Origin of the sequence: Martelella limonii (genome assembly GCF_013344475.1) — a bacterium.
GTDB lineage: Bacteria > Pseudomonadota > Alphaproteobacteria > Rhizobiales > Rhizobiaceae > Martelella > Martelella limonii.
In genome coordinates this window covers 108,518-127,837 of the sequence record NZ_JABUOU010000004.1, presented here as the reverse complement: position 1 = coordinate 127,837, position 19,320 = coordinate 108,518, and the positions used below count along the sequence as shown (strand labels likewise).

At 61.8% G+C, this 19,320-nt stretch carries 16 protein-coding genes; 10 read left to right on the top strand and 6 right to left on the bottom strand.

The window, feature by feature from the left end:
- The 3 genes from HPQ62_RS10505 to HPQ62_RS10495 all read right to left on the bottom strand — a co-directional run bounded on the left by HPQ62_RS10505 (position 1) and on the right by HPQ62_RS10495 (position 3,942).
- A complete protein-coding gene (locus tag HPQ62_RS10505) occupies positions 1–1,248 on the bottom strand; it encodes a carbohydrate ABC transporter permease (protein ID WP_174802504.1) in 1,248 nt (415 codons plus the stop codon).
- On the bottom strand, positions 1,248–2,534 hold the full coding sequence (locus HPQ62_RS10500; RefSeq protein WP_174802503.1) for a carbohydrate ABC transporter permease: 1,287 nt from the start codon (positions 2,532–2,534) through the stop codon (positions 1,248–1,250). Before HPQ62_RS10500 ends, HPQ62_RS10505 begins: the two co-directional genes overlap by 1 nt.
- A gap of 64 nt (positions 2,535–2,598) precedes the next feature.
- Positions 2,599–3,942: an ABC transporter substrate-binding protein gene (locus HPQ62_RS10495; RefSeq protein WP_174802502.1), complete on the bottom strand. Its 1,344-nt coding sequence runs from the start codon at positions 3,940–3,942 to the stop codon at positions 2,599–2,601.
- A 415-nt stretch (positions 3,943–4,357) separates the two neighbouring features.
- Here HPQ62_RS10495 and HPQ62_RS10490 point away from each other — a divergent pair, with 415 nt between their 5' ends.
- Entirely contained in the window at positions 4,358–5,152 is a 795-nt protein-coding gene (locus tag HPQ62_RS10490; protein WP_174802501.1) for a DUF1206 domain-containing protein, read from the top strand.
- Here HPQ62_RS10490 and HPQ62_RS10485 read toward each other — a convergent pair whose 3' ends face one another.
- Complete coding sequence (locus tag HPQ62_RS10485; protein WP_174802500.1) at positions 5,153–6,538, bottom strand: mechanosensitive ion channel family protein; 1,386 nt, start codon at positions 6,536–6,538, stop codon at positions 5,153–5,155.
- A gap of 124 nt (positions 6,539–6,662) precedes the next feature.
- Between HPQ62_RS10485 and HPQ62_RS10480 the strand changes: the two genes are divergently transcribed.
- The gene (locus HPQ62_RS10480) at positions 6,663–7,538 is read left to right on the top strand and encodes a mechanosensitive ion channel family protein (protein WP_174802499.1); all 876 of its coding nucleotides are present in this window, start codon (positions 6,663–6,665) and stop codon (positions 7,536–7,538) included.
- Between the two features lie 57 nt (positions 7,539–7,595).
- Here HPQ62_RS10480 and HPQ62_RS10475 read toward each other — a convergent pair whose 3' ends face one another.
- Positions 7,596–8,210 carry a hypothetical protein gene (locus HPQ62_RS10475; RefSeq protein WP_174802498.1) on the bottom strand — a complete coding sequence of 205 codons (615 nt, stop codon included), beginning with the start codon at positions 8,208–8,210 and terminating at the stop codon, positions 7,596–7,598.
- A gap of 2 nt (positions 8,211–8,212) precedes the next feature.
- Positions 8,213–8,479, bottom strand: a complete 267-nt coding sequence (locus HPQ62_RS10470) for a hypothetical protein (RefSeq protein WP_174802405.1) — start codon at positions 8,477–8,479, stop codon at positions 8,213–8,215.
- Positions 8,480–8,516: 37 nt separating this feature from the next.
- On the opposite strand from HPQ62_RS10470, the gene HPQ62_RS10465 reads away from it, so the two are divergent.
- The 8 genes from HPQ62_RS10465 (at position 8,517) to HPQ62_RS10430 (ending at position 19,309) form a co-directional block, all read left to right on the top strand.
- Positions 8,517–10,283 carry an IlvD/Edd family dehydratase gene (locus tag HPQ62_RS10465; protein ID WP_174802497.1) on the top strand — a complete coding sequence of 589 codons (1,767 nt, stop codon included), beginning with the start codon at positions 8,517–8,519 and terminating at the stop codon, positions 10,281–10,283.
- 320 nt (positions 10,284–10,603) lie between these two features.
- On the top strand, positions 10,604–11,923 hold the full coding sequence (locus HPQ62_RS10460) for a nucleotide sugar dehydrogenase (RefSeq protein ID WP_174802496.1): 1,320 nt from the start codon (positions 10,604–10,606) through the stop codon (positions 11,921–11,923).
- Between the two features lie 6 nt (positions 11,924–11,929).
- Positions 11,930–13,402 carry a glycosyltransferase gene (locus HPQ62_RS10455; protein WP_174802495.1) on the top strand — a complete coding sequence of 491 codons (1,473 nt, stop codon included), beginning with the start codon at positions 11,930–11,932 and terminating at the stop codon, positions 13,400–13,402.
- 9 nt (positions 13,403–13,411) lie between these two features.
- Entirely contained in the window at positions 13,412–14,587 is a 1,176-nt protein-coding gene (locus HPQ62_RS10450) for an aldehyde dehydrogenase family protein (RefSeq protein ID WP_174802494.1), read from the top strand.
- Positions 14,584–15,987, top strand: coding sequence for a mannose-1-phosphate guanylyltransferase (locus HPQ62_RS10445; protein ID WP_174802493.1), 1,404 nt, complete (start codon positions 14,584–14,586; stop codon positions 15,985–15,987). The genes HPQ62_RS10450 and HPQ62_RS10445 overlap by 4 nt, the downstream gene beginning before the upstream one ends.
- Positions 15,984–17,561, top strand: coding sequence for a right-handed parallel beta-helix repeat-containing protein (locus HPQ62_RS21230; RefSeq protein WP_174802492.1), 1,578 nt, complete (start codon positions 15,984–15,986; stop codon positions 17,559–17,561). The genes HPQ62_RS10445 and HPQ62_RS21230 overlap by 4 nt, the downstream gene beginning before the upstream one ends.
- Before the next feature lies 1 nt (position 17,562).
- On the top strand, positions 17,563–18,285 hold the full coding sequence (locus tag HPQ62_RS10435) for a hypothetical protein (RefSeq protein WP_174802491.1): 723 nt from the start codon (positions 17,563–17,565) through the stop codon (positions 18,283–18,285).
- On the top strand, positions 18,272–19,309 hold the full coding sequence (locus tag HPQ62_RS10430; protein ID WP_174802490.1) for an alginate O-acetyltransferase AlgX-related protein: 1,038 nt from the start codon (positions 18,272–18,274) through the stop codon (positions 19,307–19,309). Before HPQ62_RS10435 ends, HPQ62_RS10430 begins: the two co-directional genes overlap by 14 nt.
- The last annotated feature ends 11 nt before the right edge of the window (positions 19,310–19,320 follow it).

Below are 19,320 nucleotides of genomic sequence, written 5' to 3'. Positions count from 1 at the left end.
TCACCCTTTCACGCTGCCGGCCGTCAGTCCGGCGACCAGGAAGCGTTCGAACCAGAGGAACACGAACAGCACCGGTACGGTCGCAATCACGGCGCCCGCCATCAGATGCTGGCGCGGCACTTCCGAGGAATTGAGCGAGACCACGCCGCGCGAGAGCGTGAACATGTTGATGTCGTCAAGGAACATGAAGGCGAACAGGAATTCGTTCCAGGCGATCATGAAGACGTAGAGCGCGACCGAGGCGAGCGCGGGAAGGGCGAGGGGAAGGGTGATCTTCAGGATCACGCCCGGCCGCTTCAGCCCGTCCATCAGCCCGGCTTCCTCAAGCTCGGATGGCAGGCCGCGGAAATAGCCCTGCAGCATGTAAAGCGCGACCGGAATGGTGGTTGCCGGATAGACGATCATCAGCCCGAACAGCGAGTTTCTGAGCCCGATCTGGGAAAAGGCGGAATAGAGCGGGATCACCAGAACGATCGCGGGCACCATGTAGATCAGCAGGATCGAGCGCGACAGGAAGGTCTGGCCCGGAAACCGAAGCCGCGCCACCGCATAGGCGCCGGGCACCGCGAACACCAGGGTGATGATCACGGTGGCGACCGAGACGATCGCCGAATTCATCAGGAAGGTGCCGAAATTATAGGTGGTGAACAGCTCGATATAGGAGCTGAACAGGCCGGAAAAGCCTTGCGAGAAATCGATCGACAGATCGAGCGGGTTGGAAACCAGCGATTGCTGGCTCTTGAAGCTCGTCATCACCATCACGTAGAAGGGCAGGGCGACGACGATGGTAAAGAGCGTCAGCCCCAGCCCCTTCATGAACCGCAGGAACACCACTTCCAGATGGTAGCGACCGATATTGCCGGCCGGCTGATCGTGAAGCGCTGCCATGATCGACCAGCTGAGCGCTGCCACGAAGGCGGCAAGTGCCACGATCTGGTAAAGCGTGTTGTAGAGCATGGAAAGGCCGAATGGCTCGCCGAAGGTGACGGCGAGCAGAATGGCGAGCACCACGACCGCGAGCACGGCCTTCAGGCCGGTACCGCGCGCCTTCGGCCGATCGCGGGTCTTGACCGGAGCAAGCACGTAAATCGCGGCGCCGACGGCGCCCGCAAGGGCTGCCACCATCACCTGCGGCGCGCTCGCCTCGCCTGCAAACAGCGTATAGATCAGGCCGATGACGACCATCCAGATCGCGCCCCAGAAGGCGCCGAGCAGGATGGCGGCGATGAATCCGGTTCCGATACGCATCATCCCTCGTCCTGTGGTGAGAATTTGAAGAAGACCAGCGAGAAGAACAGCAGCACCGCAAACACCACGACGGCAACCGCAGCGCCTGCGCCCAGATTGGACACGGCAAAGGCCTGTTCATAGACGTCGACCGTCAGCGTGCGGGTGCCGGCAGCACCGCCCGTCAGCAGGAAGATGTCGTCGAACTTGTTGAAGGTCCAGATGAAGCGCAGCAGGAACAGGACGGCCAGGATGCCGACGAGCTGGGGTAGCGAAATGTACCAGAACTGCTGCAGCGGCGTCGCGCCATCGATTTCGGCCGCCTCGTAGACATCGGTCGAGAGCGCCTGCATGCGCGCCAGAATGAACAGGAAGGACAGCGGAAAATAACGCCACGCCTCGAAGGCGATCACCGTCGTGAGCGCTACCGGAAAGTTGAAGGTGAGGCCGAAGATCGAGATCGGGATATCGCGCTGTCCGAAGAAATCGATCGGCGCGCCGATCATGCCGGATTGCACCAGAAGCGCATTCAGCGTGCCCGAATAAGGGTCGAGAAGGATTACCCAGGTGAAGGCCACGGCAATGACAGGCGCAACATAGGGAAACAGGAAGAGGCCGCGCAGCGCCGAACGCCCGCGAAAACTCTGGTTCAGAAGCTGGGCTGCAAACAGGCCAAGCACCAGCGCGCTCGCCGTCCCGAACACGGTGTAATAGAAGGTGACGCGCAGCACCTTCCAGAAATCGGGCGAGGAGAAGATGCGGGTGAAATTGTCGAGCGTGAACTCGAAATTGGTCAGGATGTTTTCAGCGCTGCCGAAAGGCGCGGGATCGGTGTCGCGCGGATTGACCGGCGTTTCCAGGTACGCGGTATCGGCAATCAGCTGCAGGCGAATGCTGTCTCTGAACTTTGCCGGCAAGTCGCCGAGCGTGCAGGTCACTTCCTGGCCGGACATCACGCAGCGTTCGTCAACGCCGGTCACTTTCAGCCCGTCGGGCACGATATCGACAAAGCCGGCCTCGTAGATCGAAGCATCCTGCGAGGTGTTGCGAACCCGGTATTCGAGTTCCGCCGCGTCGCCGGGATTTTCGAGATCGCCGCGAATGCGCTCGTTGATGTTGAGCTGCGGCGGGCGCAGGTCGGAAAGCTGGACGGGTTTGAAGGAAATCCAGAAATTGGCGATCAGCGGCAGCAGCACGACCGCCAGCACGATCAGAAAGGTTGGGGCCAGCATCGAATAGGCAAAGCGCATCTCGCGTTTCGCCATGCGGCCTATGGTTTTCGGCGGGCCCTTGGTCGTATCTGTCATGCGCTCGGTTCCGGATCTCGGGTCGACCGGGCGTCGGTTGAAGGACGCCCGGCGGTTCAGGCGATCAGTTGACGGCCGCAAGCTCCGAGTTGAGCTTCTCGACAGCCTCAGGGCCATCGATCTCACCATCGATATACTGACGCACGACCTGGTTGATGATCTGGCTGTTGATCATCTTGGAGGCAGCGGCAAGCTGGCCTTCCTTCACGCCCCAGCGGTTGGCGCTTTCAAGGCCGGTCACGATCTTCTGCACGGTCTCTGCCGGATAGAGATCGGCAAGCGGGGCCTTGCGGTCGACGCCGACCGGAAGGGTTGCCCATTCGTCGACGAATTTGGTCGGCGCGTCTTCCGTGCCGCGGCGGACCGGGAACTTGCCTTCCGGCGCCATCGACAGCGTGCCCATATAGCCTTCATCCATCGAGAACTTGATGAAATCGGATGCGATCTCGATATTCGCGTCCGCCGTCACGCCGAGATAGCGGATATCGGCCCAGGCCGCGCCATCCGGGTTCGAGGGACCGGAAAACGTGGTGACGACGTCGGTCTTCTGGGCAAGCTCGTTCGAGGTCGGGTCGTCGTTGATCGTCGGCGGCGCGCTGTCGCGAAGACCTGCAAGTTCATCCAGGATGAAGGGCGACCAGATGATCATCGCGGCCTTGCCGTCGAAATAGAGCGAGCGCGACTGATCCCAGTAAAGCTCGCCGGCGGGCGAGGCGTCGGCAAGCGCCTTGTAGAATTCGAGAACTTCGATGGTCTTCTTCTCATCAAGCGGCTTGAAGCCGTTCTCGTCCACCGGCGTCACGCCATTGGCCAGGAACACATGCTCCAGGACCTGGCTCATGAAGTTCTCGTCGATCTTGGTGGCGGCGACGAAGCCGTACATTTCCGGCGGATTGTGGAGCACTTCGATCGCCTTGACGATGTTGTCGTAGGAATCGGGTGCAGCGAGGCCGTTCTCGTCGAACAGATCCTTGCGATAGATGATCATCTGCGTCCAGCCATCGACAGGTACGGCGGCGGTCATGCCTTCGAACTGCGCCATCTCGATCGCGCCGGGCGCAAACGTGTCGATGCCGAGATCGTTGACGATCTCATCGTCGATTTCGGCATCCAGAATGCCGGCTTCCGCCCAGGGCAGAACATATTGAACGGTGAGGTAGATGACGTCGGGGAGGTCGCCCGCGGCGAAAGCGGCGGTGGCGCGCGTGCCGAGTTCGGATTCGGTCACCGGAATGACCTGCACCTCGTTGCCGGTCGCTTCCTTGAACTGGTCGGCCAGTTCCTGCTGCTTGGCGAGGCGCTCGGGCTGTTCTTCGGTGGTCCAGAAACGGATGGTTTCTGCCTGCGCAAGCGTGGCCGTGCTTGCCGACAGCACGAGTGCTGCCGTCAGTCTGGTCAAAGTCGACATGTCAATCCTCCCTATCCGGCGATGGCCGGGTGAAACTCCTGCGGGGCGAAAAGGCGATTTCTCCGGGGCAGCCCCTGTCCCGGGATCGTTTGCGAATGAAGACCGGGTGTAAGACCGGCCGTTGTAACTGAAAGGTTCCTTCAAACCTCGCCGAAGGCGAGGCCCTCCCCATGCATCATATGCGTCAATATTGCATAATATTTATGCCTGACTTCTTCTTAGGCAATAATTAGTCCGGAATTGCTTACCGGTCAAGCCTGCGAGCCATCCAGCGGTTGTGTCCCGATGGGTCTTCGCGGGACGTTCTCGTCCTTGTGCTGCGTTTGCAGCGCGGGTGCCGGAGAGTGAACGAGAGGAACAAACTCTGAAACCGGGCGTTGCCTCCCTAACCCGAAACAATTTAAGGAACTGGCGAATGGTGCAGGGCGCGAAATGGTTGAAACCGCTGGCACGCACGGGCTATTTCGCCCGAGGTGTCGTTTACACCATCATCGGTTTCTTCGCGGTCCTGGCCGCTGTCGGCTCGGCTGAGAACAAGGATACGAAGGGGGCGCTGGACACGCTGCTCAACCAGCCCTTCGGCACGGTGCTGATCGCAGTCCTGATCATCGGCCTTGTCAGCTATGCGGTTTGGCGTCTGTTCCAGTCGATCATGGATCCGGATGAGCATGGAACGGATCCGAAGGGCCTTGCCGTGCGCATCGGACTGCTCACCAGCGCCTTCACCTACACCCTACTCGCCTTCTACGCGCTTTCGATGATTGCCTTTTCAGGCTCCGGTTCCGGTGGAGATGGCGAGTCACCAGCGCAGATGATTGCCGGCTTCGTCGGTTCGCGTCCTGTTTCGCTGGGCCTCGCACTGATCTTCGCAGGCGTTGCGATCGCGCACTGGGTAAAGGCCGCCAAGCGCAAATATGCCGATCACTTGAAGGCCTCCGATCAGGTGATGGCCTATATCCATCCGATTTCGATCGCGGGTCTTGCGGCGCGCGGCGGCGTCTTTGCGATCCTCTCCGTCATGCTGGTCTTCCGCGGGCTGACTGCAGAAGACGGTTCCGGCACGCCGGGCATCAAGGATGCGATGGAATTCGTGCAGGGACTGCCCTTCGGCGCGGTGCTACTGGCCGCCATGGGGGCCGGCGTCATCATGTTCGCCGCCTATTCTTTTGCCGAGGCGATCTGGCGGGAAATCAACATCGAGGATGCCTGATCAGGCCTCGTCATCGCCGAACTCGTTCGGGGCGTTCTCGTTCAGAAGGTCGCCCCGGCCCTTGGTGCGGCGTTCCCGATCCATCCGGCGCAGAAGCGCGGTATCGACATCGGTGTTCTGCGGCGTTTCCGGCTCTGGCTGCCGCCGGGGCGGTTCCGCCGTCCGGGGCTCAGGCGCGCCGGCGGCTCCGGCCAGCGCCTGCTGGAGATCGCCATCGTCGAAACGGAGGCGGTAGATCGGTTCCGGCAGCGAGTAGCCGTTGGTTTCCAGCGCGTTCTTGACCATCCGCATCGCCTCCGAACGGGCCTTGAACCAGTTGGTGCTTTTCTGATCGATCCAACCCACAAAGGTCAGCACGACGTTGGACTCGCCAAGCTCTTCGATCCAGGCATCGGCCGGCGGATCGTCCAGAATGAATTCCTGCCGCGCGACGGCTGCAAGCCCGATCTGCAACGCCCGGTCAAGATCGCTGTCTGCGTTGACGCCGACCTCGAAGGTGAAGCGGCGCTGCGGATTGACGGTGTAGTTGGTGATCGCGCTCTTGAAAACGGTCGCATTCGGAATGCGAATGTGGTTGCCATCCACCTCCATCAGGATGGTCGCACGTGACGTCAGGCTGATCACGAAGCCTTCGAAATCGTCGATCTTGACGAAATCCTTTGGCCTGAAGGGCTGGCGCACCGAGAGCAGGATGCTCGCGATATAGTTCTCCACCGTGTCACGCACCGCAAAGCCGACCGCGAGGCCGAAAATGCCGGCAGCGCCCAGAAGCGTGCCGAGCAGCGCGGTCGCGCCGAGAATATCAAGCGCCAGGACTCCGCCGACCACCATGAAGACGATCCGGACAATCTGGCGCAGCAGGTCGGCGATGAAGCCGTTCGGCGCGATGCGAGACCATGGCCAGCTTCGCGCCGCGATGTAGAAGCCGAGAAGCGAGACAAGCATCCAGAACAGCAGCGCCACGAGAATGAGCGGCAGATAGCTTGCCGCCTGTGCGGCCCGGCCCTCGATCCGGTCATAGACCGGAACCAGCCTTTCGCTGACCGAGGTTTCGACCGAGACCTCGTTCTTGACCGCCACGACATCGGCCACGCGGTCGGCCAGATCCTCTGCCCGTGTTGCAAGCTGTTCTTCCTGAACCTTTCCCGTCAGCGTGACCACGCCGGAGCGGACCGAGACGCGGATGGTGTCGAGGCCGTCGAGCTGGGAAAATATACCGTCGAGCCGGTTCTCGATCGCGGCGTCGGCTGCCGCCTGATCGCCGATCGATATCGTCTGGGCGGGCACGGTGGTATCGGCTGTCGACGCCTGCCCGTTGAACTGGGCCGCAGCCGGGGACGCGGCGTAAATCAGCGCCAGCGCGCAGACGAGCAGACTTGTTTTCATCCGTTGATTCCTCAGCCCTTTGTGGCATCAAACAGGCAAAAGGTTGCGAAGTCTACCGATGACAAATCTCGCCAGAGCCCATCAAAGTGTGTAACGTCGCAGGCTCGACAGGGGAAGGGCCGCGATGGATCTGAGCGTTAAGCCACTCGCAATCGTGACGTCACAGATCAATACGCTTGCGCGCCATGCGATTGCGCTCCTGCCCAATCTCGTGGCCGCCATCGTGTTCCTTCTGATCACCTGGCTCATCGCCTACCTGATCGGCCGCTCGCTGCGCAGCCTGCTCCGGCGCTCTAAAATGCGCGCCTCTCTGGCCGAGGCGATGGAGAAGCTCTCACGGATCATGGTCTGGACCTTCGGTCTGCTGCTGGCTGCAACCGTCGTGTTTCCGGGATTGACGCCGACGAAGCTGCTCGCCGGCCTCGGAATCGGATCGATCGCCGTCGGTCTCGCCTTCAAGGACATTTTCGAGAATTTCCTGGCGGGTTTCCTGATCCTGCTCAGAAAGCCGATGCGCATCGGCGATGACATCGAGTGCGAAGGCTTGAGCGGCAGGGTGGAGGCGATCTCTATCCGCGACACATTCCTGCGCAAGCGCTCCGGCGAGCTGGTGCTGATGCCGAACAGCTATCTCTTCAAGAACCCGGTGAAGATCCTGACCGACCAGCCGACGCGCCGGATCGAGATCGTGGTCGGGGTCGCCTATGGCGAAGATGTGGATGCCGCGCGGGACGTGATCCGGGGCGCGGTGGAAACCATCGAGAAACGCGACAAGAACCGGGGCATCGATGTGTTCGCGCGTGAATTCAATTCCTCGTCCATCGATTTTCTGGTGCGCTGGTGGACCGACAGCACGCCGCGTGACGAACATGAATCGCGCGACCTTGCCGTCGCCGCGATCAAGAGGGCGCTGGATGAGGCGGGCATCGAGATTCCGTTCCCCTACCGCACGCTGACATTCAAGGACCCGTTGAAGATCCAAAGCGACGAGAAGGAATAAGGCATAAAAAAAGGGCCCGAAATCGGACCCTTCTTCATGTTTGATGATTTCGCGAAATCACGGAAGTGTTCTGCGGCGGAAGAACGGGCCGCGGAATTCCGAGATCGCGATGCCTTCATCGCGGTGCGAACCACCGGCGACTGCTGCAAACCATGCACCGGCGGCAGCGAGGACGGCACCGGCGCCGGAGGCGAAGGCCGTGATCGTCGAGGCGGAATGCATCAGGCTCATCAGCTCGGCGCTGACTTCCGGGTCGGCAGCAGGTGCTGCAAGGCCGGAGATGGCGGCGGAAAGACCGGCGGCGAGGCCCATGACGACGGTTGCCAGAGCCCAGACGACGATGCCGTGAATGCCATCGCGGAATTCGCTCTCATCCTTGGTGCCATCGCCGAAGTGGGAACGCATGCGTCCGGCGACATAGCCGCCCGCGCTGGCGCTGGCGAAGGCGACCAGAACGAGCCAGAGACCTACCAGGAAAATGCCCCAGGTAAGGCCATCTTCAACAGTCGGGTCAGCGGTGGCGAGGCCGATACCGGTTCCGAACTGAGTCAGCACAACGGTCAGCGCTCCAGCGACCACCGCGCCGCCAAAGATGGTGCCCCATTCCAGATAGGACACGCCAGGTTTGGCTGCAGGCGGTGCTGCGGGGATTGTGTGGTCAATATCGCTCATGATCAGGCCAGACCAAGAACGGACAGGATGAACATGACCACAACGATCAGGCCGACGAGATAAATAATACCACTCATTTTTTCTGCTCCGGTTGAATTCGATACCTGATAAACGGCTGCTTGCGACGAACGTTCCGCAACGCGCTTTATTTTTCGCAGAGTGCTGCATAAACGGCGGGGGCAGACGTGTTTTGTGCTTGAGTGCTTCAAGCGGAAAGAAAGTGATGAAAAAGCTTCGACACGGTGGACCGCGGCGGAGAGTTTCGTCACTTTGGCCTGACTGAGGGGCCTTCGGGCGGGAGAAAAGATGATGACGAGACTGCGTTCGCAAGACTGGTTCGACAATCCGGACCACGCGGATATGACTGCGCTCTATCTGGAGCGGTTCATGAATTACGGCACGACGCCTGAAGAGCTGCGTTCCGGCCGTCCGATCATCGGCATCGCCCAGAGCGGCAGCGACATCAATCCCTGCAACCGTCATCACCTCGATCTTGCGCGCCGGGTGCGCGATGGCATTCGCGATGAAGGCGGCATTCCGATCGAGTTTCCGTCCCATCCGCTGTTTGAAAACTGCAAGCGTCCGACCGCAGCGCTTGACCGCAACCTCGCCTATCTGGGGCTTGTCGAAATTCTCTACGGTTATCCGCTCGATGGCGTGGTGCTGACGACGGGATGCGACAAGACCACGCCATCGGCGCTGATGGCAGCGGCCACCGTCAATATTCCCGCGATCGTCTATTCCGGCGGCCCGATGCTCGACGGCTGGCATGAGGGCGAGCTGGTGGGGTCGGGCACCGTGATCTGGCGCGCGCGCCGCAAGCTTGCCGCAGGCGAGATCACGCGGGAGGAGTTTCTGGAGGCAGCGCTCGAAAGCGCGCCCTCGGTCGGCCATTGCAACACGATGGGCACGGCATCCACGATGAACGCGCTCGCCGAGGCGCTCGGCATGTCGCTGACGGGCTGCGCTGCCATCCCGGCGGCCTACCGGGCGCGCGGTCAGATGGGCTATCGCACCGGCAGGCGGGCCGTTGAACTGGTAAGGGAGAATATCCGCCCGCTCGATATCCTGACGCGAAAGGCGTTTCTCAACGCCATTCGAGTCAATGCGGCCATCGGCGGCTCCACCAATGCCCAGCCGCATCTGGCAGCCATCGCCCGCCACGCCGGGATCGAGATCGGGCCCGATGACTGGCAGGACCATGGCTACGACATTCCGTTGCTTGCCAATGTCCAGCCCGCCGGCGAATATCTCGGAGAGCGCTTCCATCGCGCGGGCGGCGTGCCGGCTGTGATGTGGGAGCTGCTGCAGGCCGGAAAGCTCGATGGCGATGCTGAGACCGTGACCGGATCGACCATGGCGGAAAACCTTTCAGGACGAGAGGCAAGCGATCGCGAGGTTATCCTGCCCTATGACGCGCCCCTTCATGAGCGCGCCGGCTTTCTGGTCATGCGCGGCAATCTCTTCGATTTCGCCATCATGAAGATGAGCGTGATCTCCGACGAGTTCCGCAAGCGCTATCTGATGAAGCCGGGCGAGGAGGGCGTGTTCACCGGCAAGGCGGTGATCTTCGATGGCTCGGAGGACTACCATCAGCGGATCAACGATCCGGCGCTCGATATCGACGAGACGACTATTCTCGTCATCAGGGGCGCCGGTCCCCTCGGCTGGCCGGGGTCTGCCGAAGTGGTCAACATGCAGCCGCCGGACCGGCTCTTGAAGCAGGGCATCACCAGCCTGCCAACGATCGGCGATGGGCGCCAGTCGGGCACGGCAGACAGCCCTTCCATTCTCAACGCATCGCCCGAAAGTGCGGCAGGGGGCGGCCTTGCCTATCTGCGGGATGGCGACCTGATCCGTATCGACTTCAACGAGGGCCGCTGCAACATGCTGGTCGATCAGGACGAGATCGATCGCAGGAAGGGCGAGGGTGTCCCGAAGGTTCCGGACGATGCAACGCCCTGGCAGCGCCTCTACCGGCAGACCGTGACGCAGCTCGACAAGGGCGCGACGATCGAGGGAGCGGAGACCTTCCGCGACATCGTCTCGCGTCCCCCGCGCCACAACCATTGATCGCCGCTGCCTTCGATAAAGTGCGAAATGGCCGGAAACCGGCTGCTTTGCGCCCAAGCGCATACTCTATCTTTAGAATTCGGGTATATAGTTTCCGGATGGTTATCTGCTCGCGGTCGTCAATGGCCGCCAGGAAGACAAGTGCATTTTGACAGGAATGCCGGCTGACGCCATGGGCGCAGGTGTCGCCGGGACATGAAAAGTGATTGCGCGCGGTGCGTCTCTTTCATGCTGGCACCGACGCACCGTGTGGCATTGAAATTTGAACATGATGAGCGGGTTGCCGGCGGCGTCCGCCCCTTGGCCCAAAGGAGGGTCGTGTGCTGAGCGTAAGTGTTTTTGGTATTGGTTATACGGGCACCGTGTCTGCCGCCTGCCTTGCAGAGCAGGGTCATCGCGTGATCGCTGTCGACATCGATCGCGACAAGGTCGAAGCCGTCAATGCGGGGCGCACCCCGATCGTCGAGGAGCGGCTCGATGCGCTGGTTTCCGCAAATCACAATGCCGGCAGGCTTTCGGCAACGACGGATATCGCCGAGGCTGTGCTTTCGACGGACGTGTCGATCGTCTGCGTCGGCACGCCGAGCGAGGCGAGCGGAGCAATCGGCCTGTCATACGTCACCGCGCTCTGCCGCTCGATCGGTCAGGTTCTTGCCGAAAAGAAGGGTAGTCACAGCGTGATCATGCGCTCCACCCTGGTGCCGGGCACAATGGAGGGCGTCTGCGTTCCGGAGCTGGAAAAGGCGTCCGGGCTGAAGGCGGGAACGGATTTCGGCGTCGGCTATTTCCCCGAATTCCTGCGCGAGGGAACGGCCGTTGCGGACTATTTCGATCCGTGCCTGATTGTCTATGGCGCGATGGACGAGGCCACGATGACGGCCCTCCGCGATCTCAATGCGGACCTTCCTGGCAAGCATCACGCGGTCGACATGAAGACGGCGGAGATGATCAAATATACCAGCAACAGCTGGCGCGCTGCCAAGATCACCTTCGCCAACGAGATCGGCAACATTGCCAAGAGCGTCGGCGTTGACGGCCAGGCGGTGATGAAGATCCTCTGCTCGGATGACAAGGTCGCGATGACGCCCTATTTCCTGAGGCCCGGCTTCGCCTTCGGCGGCTCCTGCCTGCCGAAGGACCTGCGCGCGCTTCGCTTTCTTGCAAACTCCAACGCTGTCGCGGCCCCGCTTCTGGAGGGCGTCCTCGCTGCCAATGAAAACCAGATCGCGCGCGCCGAAACGCTGGTGAAATCCTTTGAAGGACGCACGGTCGGCATGGTCGGCATCAGCTTCAAGCCGGGAACCGACGATCTGCGCGAAAGCCCGCTTGCGGCCCTTGCAAGCCGTCTCATCGACAGCGGCTACGAAGTCAGGATCTACGATCCATCCGTAAAGGAGGCTTACGATGAGGGCATGAGCGGCGCCGGGCGCGGAAATGACAAGGTCGCCGACCTGCCATCGCTTCTGATCGGCGATCTGGCAGAGCTGACAGCGTTGTCAGACATCATCGTGGTCGGCCATCGCTACAAGGAGGTGGTCGAGCCGCTCTCGGCCCTCATCGGCCAAAAACCGATTGTGGATCTCGCCCGGCTTTCGCCTAACGCCGTTTCAGAGGGCCTTTATGAAGGCATTTGCTGGTAGGACGTGATGCTGTTTCATATCCTCTACATCCTGACCGTCATCAATCTCGCGCTGTTCGCGGCACCCAACGTCGTCGGCAAGTCCGGCGAATTGGCGCTGACGATCGGCGCACTCGGGATCTGGCGGTATTCGTGGGGGATACTGAATTTCATCCGCGCCAAATACTATCTGATGGTCGCATTTCCGCGGAGGCGGCGGAAGGCGGAGGCACTTTATGAGAAGCTGCCCTACCGCGCCCACGCCTTCTTTCTGGTGACCACCTACAAGATCGAGCCGGCGATCACCGCGCCGGTCTACCGCTCCATCTTCGAGGCCGCGCGCCTGTCGGAAGGCGGGGCCACCATCGTCTCATCGGTCGTCGATGCCAGCGACGTGCGGCTGATCAAGTCGGTCTTCGCTTCTTCCGAGGCAAGCCGGTCGGGCACGGTGTCGCTGATGTTCGACCGCATTGCCGGTACCGGCAAGCGCGACGCGCTGGCAACCTCGCTGCGCACCATTACGCGTCTCAATCCGACCAGACGTGACATGATCTTTCTGGTCGATGGCGATACCCGCGTGCCGCCGACGCTGGTCGCGAAATCCGCGCCCTTCTTCACCGACGACAACATGGGTGCCCTGACATCCGACGAGATCTCCGAGGCGTCGGGCGGCAGGCTCTTCCGGGACTGGTTCAACCTGCGCTTCGCCCAGCGCCAGCTGATGATGAGTTCGATGGGGCTCAGCGAGCGGGTGCTGACGCTGACGGGGCGGATGTCGGTTTTCCGCGGCGATCTCGCCAGCCATCCCGGCTTCATTTCGGGCGTGCAGCACGATTTCATCGACCATTGGCGCTTCGGGCGGGTAAACTTCCTGACCGGCGACGACAAGTCGAGCTGGTTCTGGCTTTTGAAGCACGGCTACAAGATGGGCTATCTGCCCGATGTCAAAACCGTTTCGGTGGAAACCCAGCCGCGCGACAGCTTCTATGATTCCGCCATCGTTCTGATGCGCCGCTGGTTCGGCAATACGCTGAGAACCAGCAACCGCGCGCTGGCGCTGCCTGCGAGCCGGATCGGCTACTTCACATGGTGGTCGATCCTCGACCAGCGCATGTCGATGTGGACGACGCTTGCAGGCCCGTGCGGCATGCTTCTCGCAACCTACATCTTCAACCCTTACGTCTTCCTCGCCTATATCGCCTGGGTCATGGCCTCGCGCTACGTGATGTGCACGATGATCTCGACCTTCCGCGGCGGCGGGTTTCCGGCAACCTATCCCTTCCTGCTCTATTTCGGGCAGATCGGTGGATCGCTGGTGAAGACCTACGTTCTGTTCCGTCTCGACCGCCAGAAATGGACCCGCCAAAGCACGGCGACCGGAAAGGCACCGGAGCAGAAGGGGTTTTTCGGGTCTGATGGATTTTCTTTATATCTGCACGCGCTCGCGATAGCATGGCTGATACTCGGCATGATCTGGTTTGTCGATATATCGGGCGCATAGGAGTCTCGCATGCTTATGCAAAACCGTTTGACATCCGAAAGCGGAGGCGACGATCAGAAGCCGCCATTGCCCGACAATGGTCACGACAGCGATCATCCTTCGATCTGGATGCCGTTCTCGGTTTTTCTTGACGGGCAGGAACTGGAAGGCGTGGGGATCTCGCTGGTGGCCGCCTATGTCGGAGGATGGACGGGTGCCGATATTTCCGGAAGGCGCGTCATCGCGCGGTTCAGCTTTCAGTTCGAGGGCTATTCCGTGGTGCTGCCGATCGAGGTCGAAGTGCAGGTGGAAGCCCGCAGCAGCGGTACCTGCAAGCTGACCTTCCTCAATCCGACCGGGCCGCATCTGGCGCATCTGCGCTACATCATGAATGCCTATCTTGCGGGTGATCTGGTGCAGATCAACGAGTTGCTCAGGGTACCGCCGGAAGTGCGGCAGAAGTCGGTCGCTGCGCCGCCTTCGCGCAAGAGTTTCCGCGAAAGGATGCGCCGGTTTGCCGGCGCGCTGATGGTAACCCTCCTGACCCTCGGCCTGATCGGCCTCACGCTTTACACCATTCACTACCACATCTTCGTCCACCGGGTTCCGGGCCTTGCCACCGTCACGCCGGCAGGTCTGCCGCTGACGGCGCCTGAAGCGGGCCAGATCGCCTATGTCGATCAGAATGCCGGCGAAGGCGGCGTCGTGTTCTCGCTGCAATCGGCGCGTGGCGGCATGCTGAATTTCTCCAATCCCTGCGATTGCAAGATCGTGCTGACGGAAAGCGGCACGGTTGGCGCAACCGTGCTGCCCGGAACGCCGATCGCCTATGTCCGAACCACGGATTCCGGCCCGACCATCAAGGCCGTGATGCCGGACGAGCTTGCCAAGCTTCTGCTGTTCGGCGCCGAGGCCAAGGCATCGCTTCCCGACGGCAGCGATCTGCCGCTCACGGTCACGGATGTGAAGGCGGAAGACGGCGGATCCGGAACCATGGCCGCCGTGACCTTCACGGCACAGGGCGAGCAGCTCACGGCCTCCGACATCGGCAAGACAGTGGCGCTGACGGTTACCAGCAAGCCCTATGGGAAGTTCCTCGACCGACTGAAAGAGAGGCTTTCGCGCCTGCGCCCCGGCAACGATGTGAGCGAAAGGGCGCAGAGCTGGCCGCTGATCGGACATGCCAATGCGGAGACGATGCGATGAAATCCGTCTACCCGCTGATCATGTGCGGTGGTATCGGCATGCGGCTCTGGCCGCTGTCCCGCGTGGAGACGCCGAAGCAGTTCCACCGCATTGCCGGACGCGGGTCGCCGAGCTTCTTCCAGGCCACCGTCGAACGTCACAGCGGTGCAGGCTTTCACGCGCCTTATGTTAGCGTGAACAGTCGCTATCGGAATCTGGTGCGGTCGCAGCTCCATGCAATCGGCAGGACCGGCACGCTGATGATCGAGGAAACCGCACGCCACACCGGGCCTGCCGTCCTCGCCGCAGCCTACGCGATCGAGGCGCGCGAGCCCGGCGCACTGATGGCGGTGCTGCCTTCCGATCATCTGATAGAGGGGGATTTCGGTGCCGTCCTTCTGTCGATGCGCGCGGCTGCCGATGCCGGGCGGATCGTGCTGTTCGGCATCTGCCCGGCCTATGCCGAAACCGGGTACGGCTACATTGTGGATGGCGGGGCCAATGCGGATTTTGACGGCGCGCGCAATGTCTCCCATTTCATAGAGAAACCGGTCAGGGAAATTGCGGAAGCGCTGATTGCCGGAGGCAACGCCTATTGGGCGTCGGGTGTCAGCCTGTTTCGCACCGACGTGCTGATCGGCGAATATGAGCGGCTCGATCCGGAAGGCGCTGCAACGGTAAAGGCCGCTGTCGCGCACGCCGCGCGCGAGGCCGACAGGATCGTGTTGTCCGACCGTCATTTCAGGCACGCCAATGCGCGCGCCACCGAAAGCGTGGTGTTCGAGCACAGCGAACGGGTGCTGCTGGCGCCGGCCGCCATCCGGTGGAATGATGTCGGAAGCTGGCGGTCGCTCTACGAGATCGGCATCAAGGACGACGCCGGCAATGTCGCAAGCGGCGACGTGCTGGCGGTCGATACCGTCAATTCCTACATCCGTGCCGATGACGGCAAGCTGATCGCGACCGTGGGTATCGACAATCTCGCGATCATCGATACCGAAGATGCGATGCTGGTTGCCTCCCTTGATCGCACCCAGGATGTACCGCTGGTGCTGAAGGCGCTCAAGGAACGCGCCGAGCGGCCGGTCGAGGGCCGAAAGCACCGGGCCCATGGCGGAACTGCGCTGAAGACCGGAACGGGATACCGGCTGATCGAGCATGACATCATCCCGGGTGCCGAGCTTGCGCTTGATGCGCTGGAAGATCGAGGCCGGGTTCTCACGGTCTGCGCGGGCTCTGTTCAGTCCCCTCAAGGAAAAGGATGCATAGGACCTGGCGACACGATTACGCTCCGACCGGGAGCGGGCTGCCTGATCCGCAATGAAGGCGGCGTGACGGCAACGCTGGTCGAGCTGCAGCACGCGGTCGCGGAAGCGCCCGAGGCAATGCAGCACCTCTCCGTCGCCGGAGAGGTCAAGTGAGCGCGGGCGGGCGCCTGCGGGCCTTTTGCGGCGTCGCATGTGCGCTCCTGCTCGCCCTTGCTGCTCCCGCCAGTGCCATCGACCATGCCCGCCTCGCGCTCCTCAACCGGGATGCAGACACGCTGAGCCAGACGGTGGAGCGTGACGAGGGCGGCGTCCTTGAAACGCTTTCCGTCGCCCGCCAATTGCTCGATGCAGCAGGCATCGAGGCCGTGGATATCGATGAGCCTGCCGGGGCCGAGGCTTTTGCTGCCCGCCCGGCGGCTGCGTCTTCCGACCTGGTGGTCGAGACGGCTCTTCTCGGGCCTCTGTTGCAAGCCGTTGCGCTTGAGACCGGCAATCCCGGACATCGCGAATTGATCGAAGCCGCTTCGCCCTCCTCAGGCCAGGCGCTTGTTCTGAAAAAAGGCGCCTTCACGCTTGCCTCGCTTCTCGAAGCGGCGGCCGGGCAGCTCGAGGCGAGCGAAGACGGGTACCGCCTGAAGATCCCGCTCTTCATTGCCGAAGGTGCGTCGCTCGACCTTGCCGAGGGCGACCGGCTGGAATTGGCGACCGAGCGCGGCGCCTTCATCGTCAACGAGGGCTATCTCTCGATTGCGGGGAGCGTCGTCGAAGGTTCGGCCACGGCCGCCCGCGTTCAGGATTTTCATCCCTTCATCCTCACCGTGCGTGGAGGGCGGGCGGATATCTCGGACAGCGTGCTTTCCGGTCTCGGCTTTGATGGCCAGCCATTGCTGAGCGGCCTCTCCTTCGCCACGAGCCGTTTTGCGGGCCGGCGCAGCAGCGGGGCGGTGACGGATACGGTGTTGAACGACATCCGTTCGGTCGAAGCCACGGGCATTGCCGACTTCCGATTTGAAAACAATCGTCTGAACGCTGCCCGCGGTATCGGTCTGCGGCTTGAGCGGGTCGATGGCGGCATGATCCGGGACAATGTCATTGCGGCAAGCGGACAGCATGGGCTGCTGATGATCGGCACCAGGAACACGGTGGTCGCCGGAAATGTGATGGCGTCGAATGCCGGTCGGGGTATTTTCGCCCGCGATGGCGTCGGTCACGCCCTGATCGCCGAAAATGTGGTGATCGGGAACGGATCCGAGGGCATGACGGTGACCGGGGCTGCCTGCATCGACATTCTCGGCAATGCGGCGCTCCGTAATCGCGGCGATGGCATTGCCGTTGCACAAAGCCTTGGCACCCGCATCGAAAGCAACCTTCTGCTGCGCAATCAGGGTGCCGGTATATCGCTGACCGATGCGATCTCGCCTGACGACGAGACCCGGATCGCCGGCAATCTGTTCTTTGCCAATGTGTCGGGCATCTCTGCCGAGCGCTTCGCCCGGATGGTGCTCTCCGGCAATGATCTTTCCAACCAGCTGCCGGTGATGTTTGCCGGCGCGCTGCAGTACGAGACCCCGCGCTACCTGACCTTCAAACGCAATCAGGCCGAGGGCGACGCCGGGGCTTTCTCCATCTCCGCCGTCGGGGCGGCTGCACCCTCGCTTTTCAAGGGAAATCGCGGACAGTTCCGGCTCGCCGATTTTACCGGCTGCGACCGGGAAAGGGGCGCGTGAGATGGCGTCGTTGCGGCCGGTCTTCGTGATCGCAGCGCTGGTCATGTTTACGGGGCCTGCCGCGGCCTTTCCATTGCGGCCGGTCGACGCGATGATCGAGCGGGTGGCATCGAAATACGACAACGCACCCAGATTGAAGGATATCCGTGCGCGGATGGTGGCAGACAAGCCTGTTTCGATCGAAGAGCTGAAGATGCTGGCAGATGTCGGCGACGGTCTTGCGGCCTATGCCTTCGCCCAGCGGCTGATGGCGCTGAACCGAACGGACCTTCACGGCCAGGCCGCGCAATATTTCGCGATCGCGATCGACAAGGGGCGCGACTATGCCGTCGCGCCGCTTGTTGCCATTCTTTCCGACCCGAATAGCGTTCTCGTGCCGGTAAGGCTTGCCCATATCGAGACCACCCTTGAACGCCAGGCTGCGGCTGGCAATCCGGCGGCGGTCGTCGCGCTGGCGCGGCTTTACATGCAGGGTTATCCTTTCGGCGCGGAGCCCGAAAAGGCACGCATTTTGCTCCGCGCGCACAGCACGATGGACATTGATGGCGAAGATGCGCTCGATATGGCCATGATCATCGCATCGCGCCCGCCACTCGGACCGGAGGATGTCGCGGCGCTGCGAAACTATCTGCTGATGGCGGCAAGAAGTCCGGAACTCGGCACCCGCACCGCGGCCGAAAACCTTTTGCGGCGCTTTCCGGAGGGGGAAGATGAGGATGGTTAAGGCAATCGTTTCGATGGCCCTTGCAGCAGGCCTTGTTGCTGGCACCGCCACCGCTGCCGAACTGCAGTCGTCCTACGGATGCGTCGGTCTCGCCGGTGAAGGCGATCTGCAGGTGATCGAGGGCAGTGACGGGTTTTTCTTCACGGTATCGGACGATATCGCGATGCAATCGGTTGCCGATCCGGCGCTTGTGAAGAATATTGCGGCACTGTCGGCAGAGCTCAAGAGCCATGGAACCGTGCTCGTCTATGCCCCGGTTCCCAGCCGCAGCCAGGCGCTTTCGGACAAGGTGCCACAATCGGCATGGATCTATGGCTATGATGAGAAGATCAATGCCGAGATCTATCAGGAAGCGATCGAGCGTCTGAAGTCTGCCGGTGTCGTCGCGATCGATCTCTTGACCCCGTTGCGGGCCGATGCGGGTGAGAAGCCTTCGTTTCAGCAGGTCGATCCGCTGTGGACAACGGAGGGGGCGAAGCGCGCGGCGGAAACGATCGCCGCCCAGATTGTCGCCATGCCCGAGGCGCGCAAGGCCAATCTGATGACCTTTACGACCACGGCGGGCGAAGATTACACGCGCCGGTCGGATCTGCGCGAGGCGATCCAGCCGCATTGCAGCGAGACGCTGCCGCCGGTCAGCGAAACCCGGTATGAGACGGAGGGCGAGGAAGCATTTGCAGCCGACCGCCCGTTCAACATATTCGGGGCCGAAGCCCCCGCGCCGGTGGTGCTGGTCGGCTCGCGCTTTTCCGCAGAGGGCCAGAGCCATTTTGACGGGTTCCTGAAGCAATCGTCGCTGATGAATGTCGACAACCGCTCGGGCACCGACGGCAATCCCTTCACCGCGCTTGCCAATTACCTCGGCTCTGGCGATTTCCAGTCAAACCCGCCACTGTTCCTGGTCTGGGAAGTGCCGCCGGCAAGCAGGCTGGCAAGCTATGGTCCCGACCCATGGGCGACGCTTTCGGCGCGCATCAATGGCGATTGCGGCGCCGAGGCATGTGGGACGGAAGAGAAAGAATGACGCGGGTTTCG

Bases quoted from the DNA above. Each gene is read 5' to 3' on its own strand.
- HPQ62_RS10505 (WP_174802504.1), bottom strand. From the start codon at position 1,248: ATGCGTATCGGAACCGGATTCATCGCCGCCATCCTGCTCGGCGCCTTC.
- HPQ62_RS10500 (WP_174802503.1), bottom strand. From the start codon at position 2,534: ATGACAGATACGACCAAGGGCCCGCCGAAAACCATAGGCCGCATGGCG.
- HPQ62_RS10495 (WP_174802502.1), bottom strand. From the start codon at position 3,942: ATGTCGACTTTGACCAGACTGACGGCAGCACTCGTGCTGTCGGCAAGC.
- HPQ62_RS10490 (WP_174802501.1), top strand. From the start codon at position 4,358: ATGGTGCAGGGCGCGAAATGGTTGAAACCGCTGGCACGCACGGGCTAT.
- HPQ62_RS10485 (WP_174802500.1), bottom strand. From the start codon at position 6,538: ATGAAAACAAGTCTGCTCGTCTGCGCGCTGGCGCTGATTTACGCCGCG.
- HPQ62_RS10480 (WP_174802499.1), top strand. From the start codon at position 6,663: ATGGATCTGAGCGTTAAGCCACTCGCAATCGTGACGTCACAGATCAAT.
- HPQ62_RS10475 (WP_174802498.1), bottom strand. From the start codon at position 8,210: ATGAGCGATATTGACCACACAATCCCCGCAGCACCGCCTGCAGCCAAA.
- HPQ62_RS10465 (WP_174802497.1), top strand. From the start codon at position 8,517: ATGATGACGAGACTGCGTTCGCAAGACTGGTTCGACAATCCGGACCAC.
- HPQ62_RS10455 (WP_174802495.1), top strand. From the start codon at position 11,930: ATGCTGTTTCATATCCTCTACATCCTGACCGTCATCAATCTCGCGCTG.
- HPQ62_RS10450 (WP_174802494.1), top strand. From the start codon at position 13,412: ATGCTTATGCAAAACCGTTTGACATCCGAAAGCGGAGGCGACGATCAG.
- HPQ62_RS10445 (WP_174802493.1), top strand. From the start codon at position 14,584: ATGAAATCCGTCTACCCGCTGATCATGTGCGGTGGTATCGGCATGCGG.
- HPQ62_RS10435 (WP_174802491.1), top strand. From the start codon at position 17,563: ATGGCGTCGTTGCGGCCGGTCTTCGTGATCGCAGCGCTGGTCATGTTT.
- HPQ62_RS10430 (WP_174802490.1), top strand. From the start codon at position 18,272: ATGAGGATGGTTAAGGCAATCGTTTCGATGGCCCTTGCAGCAGGCCTT.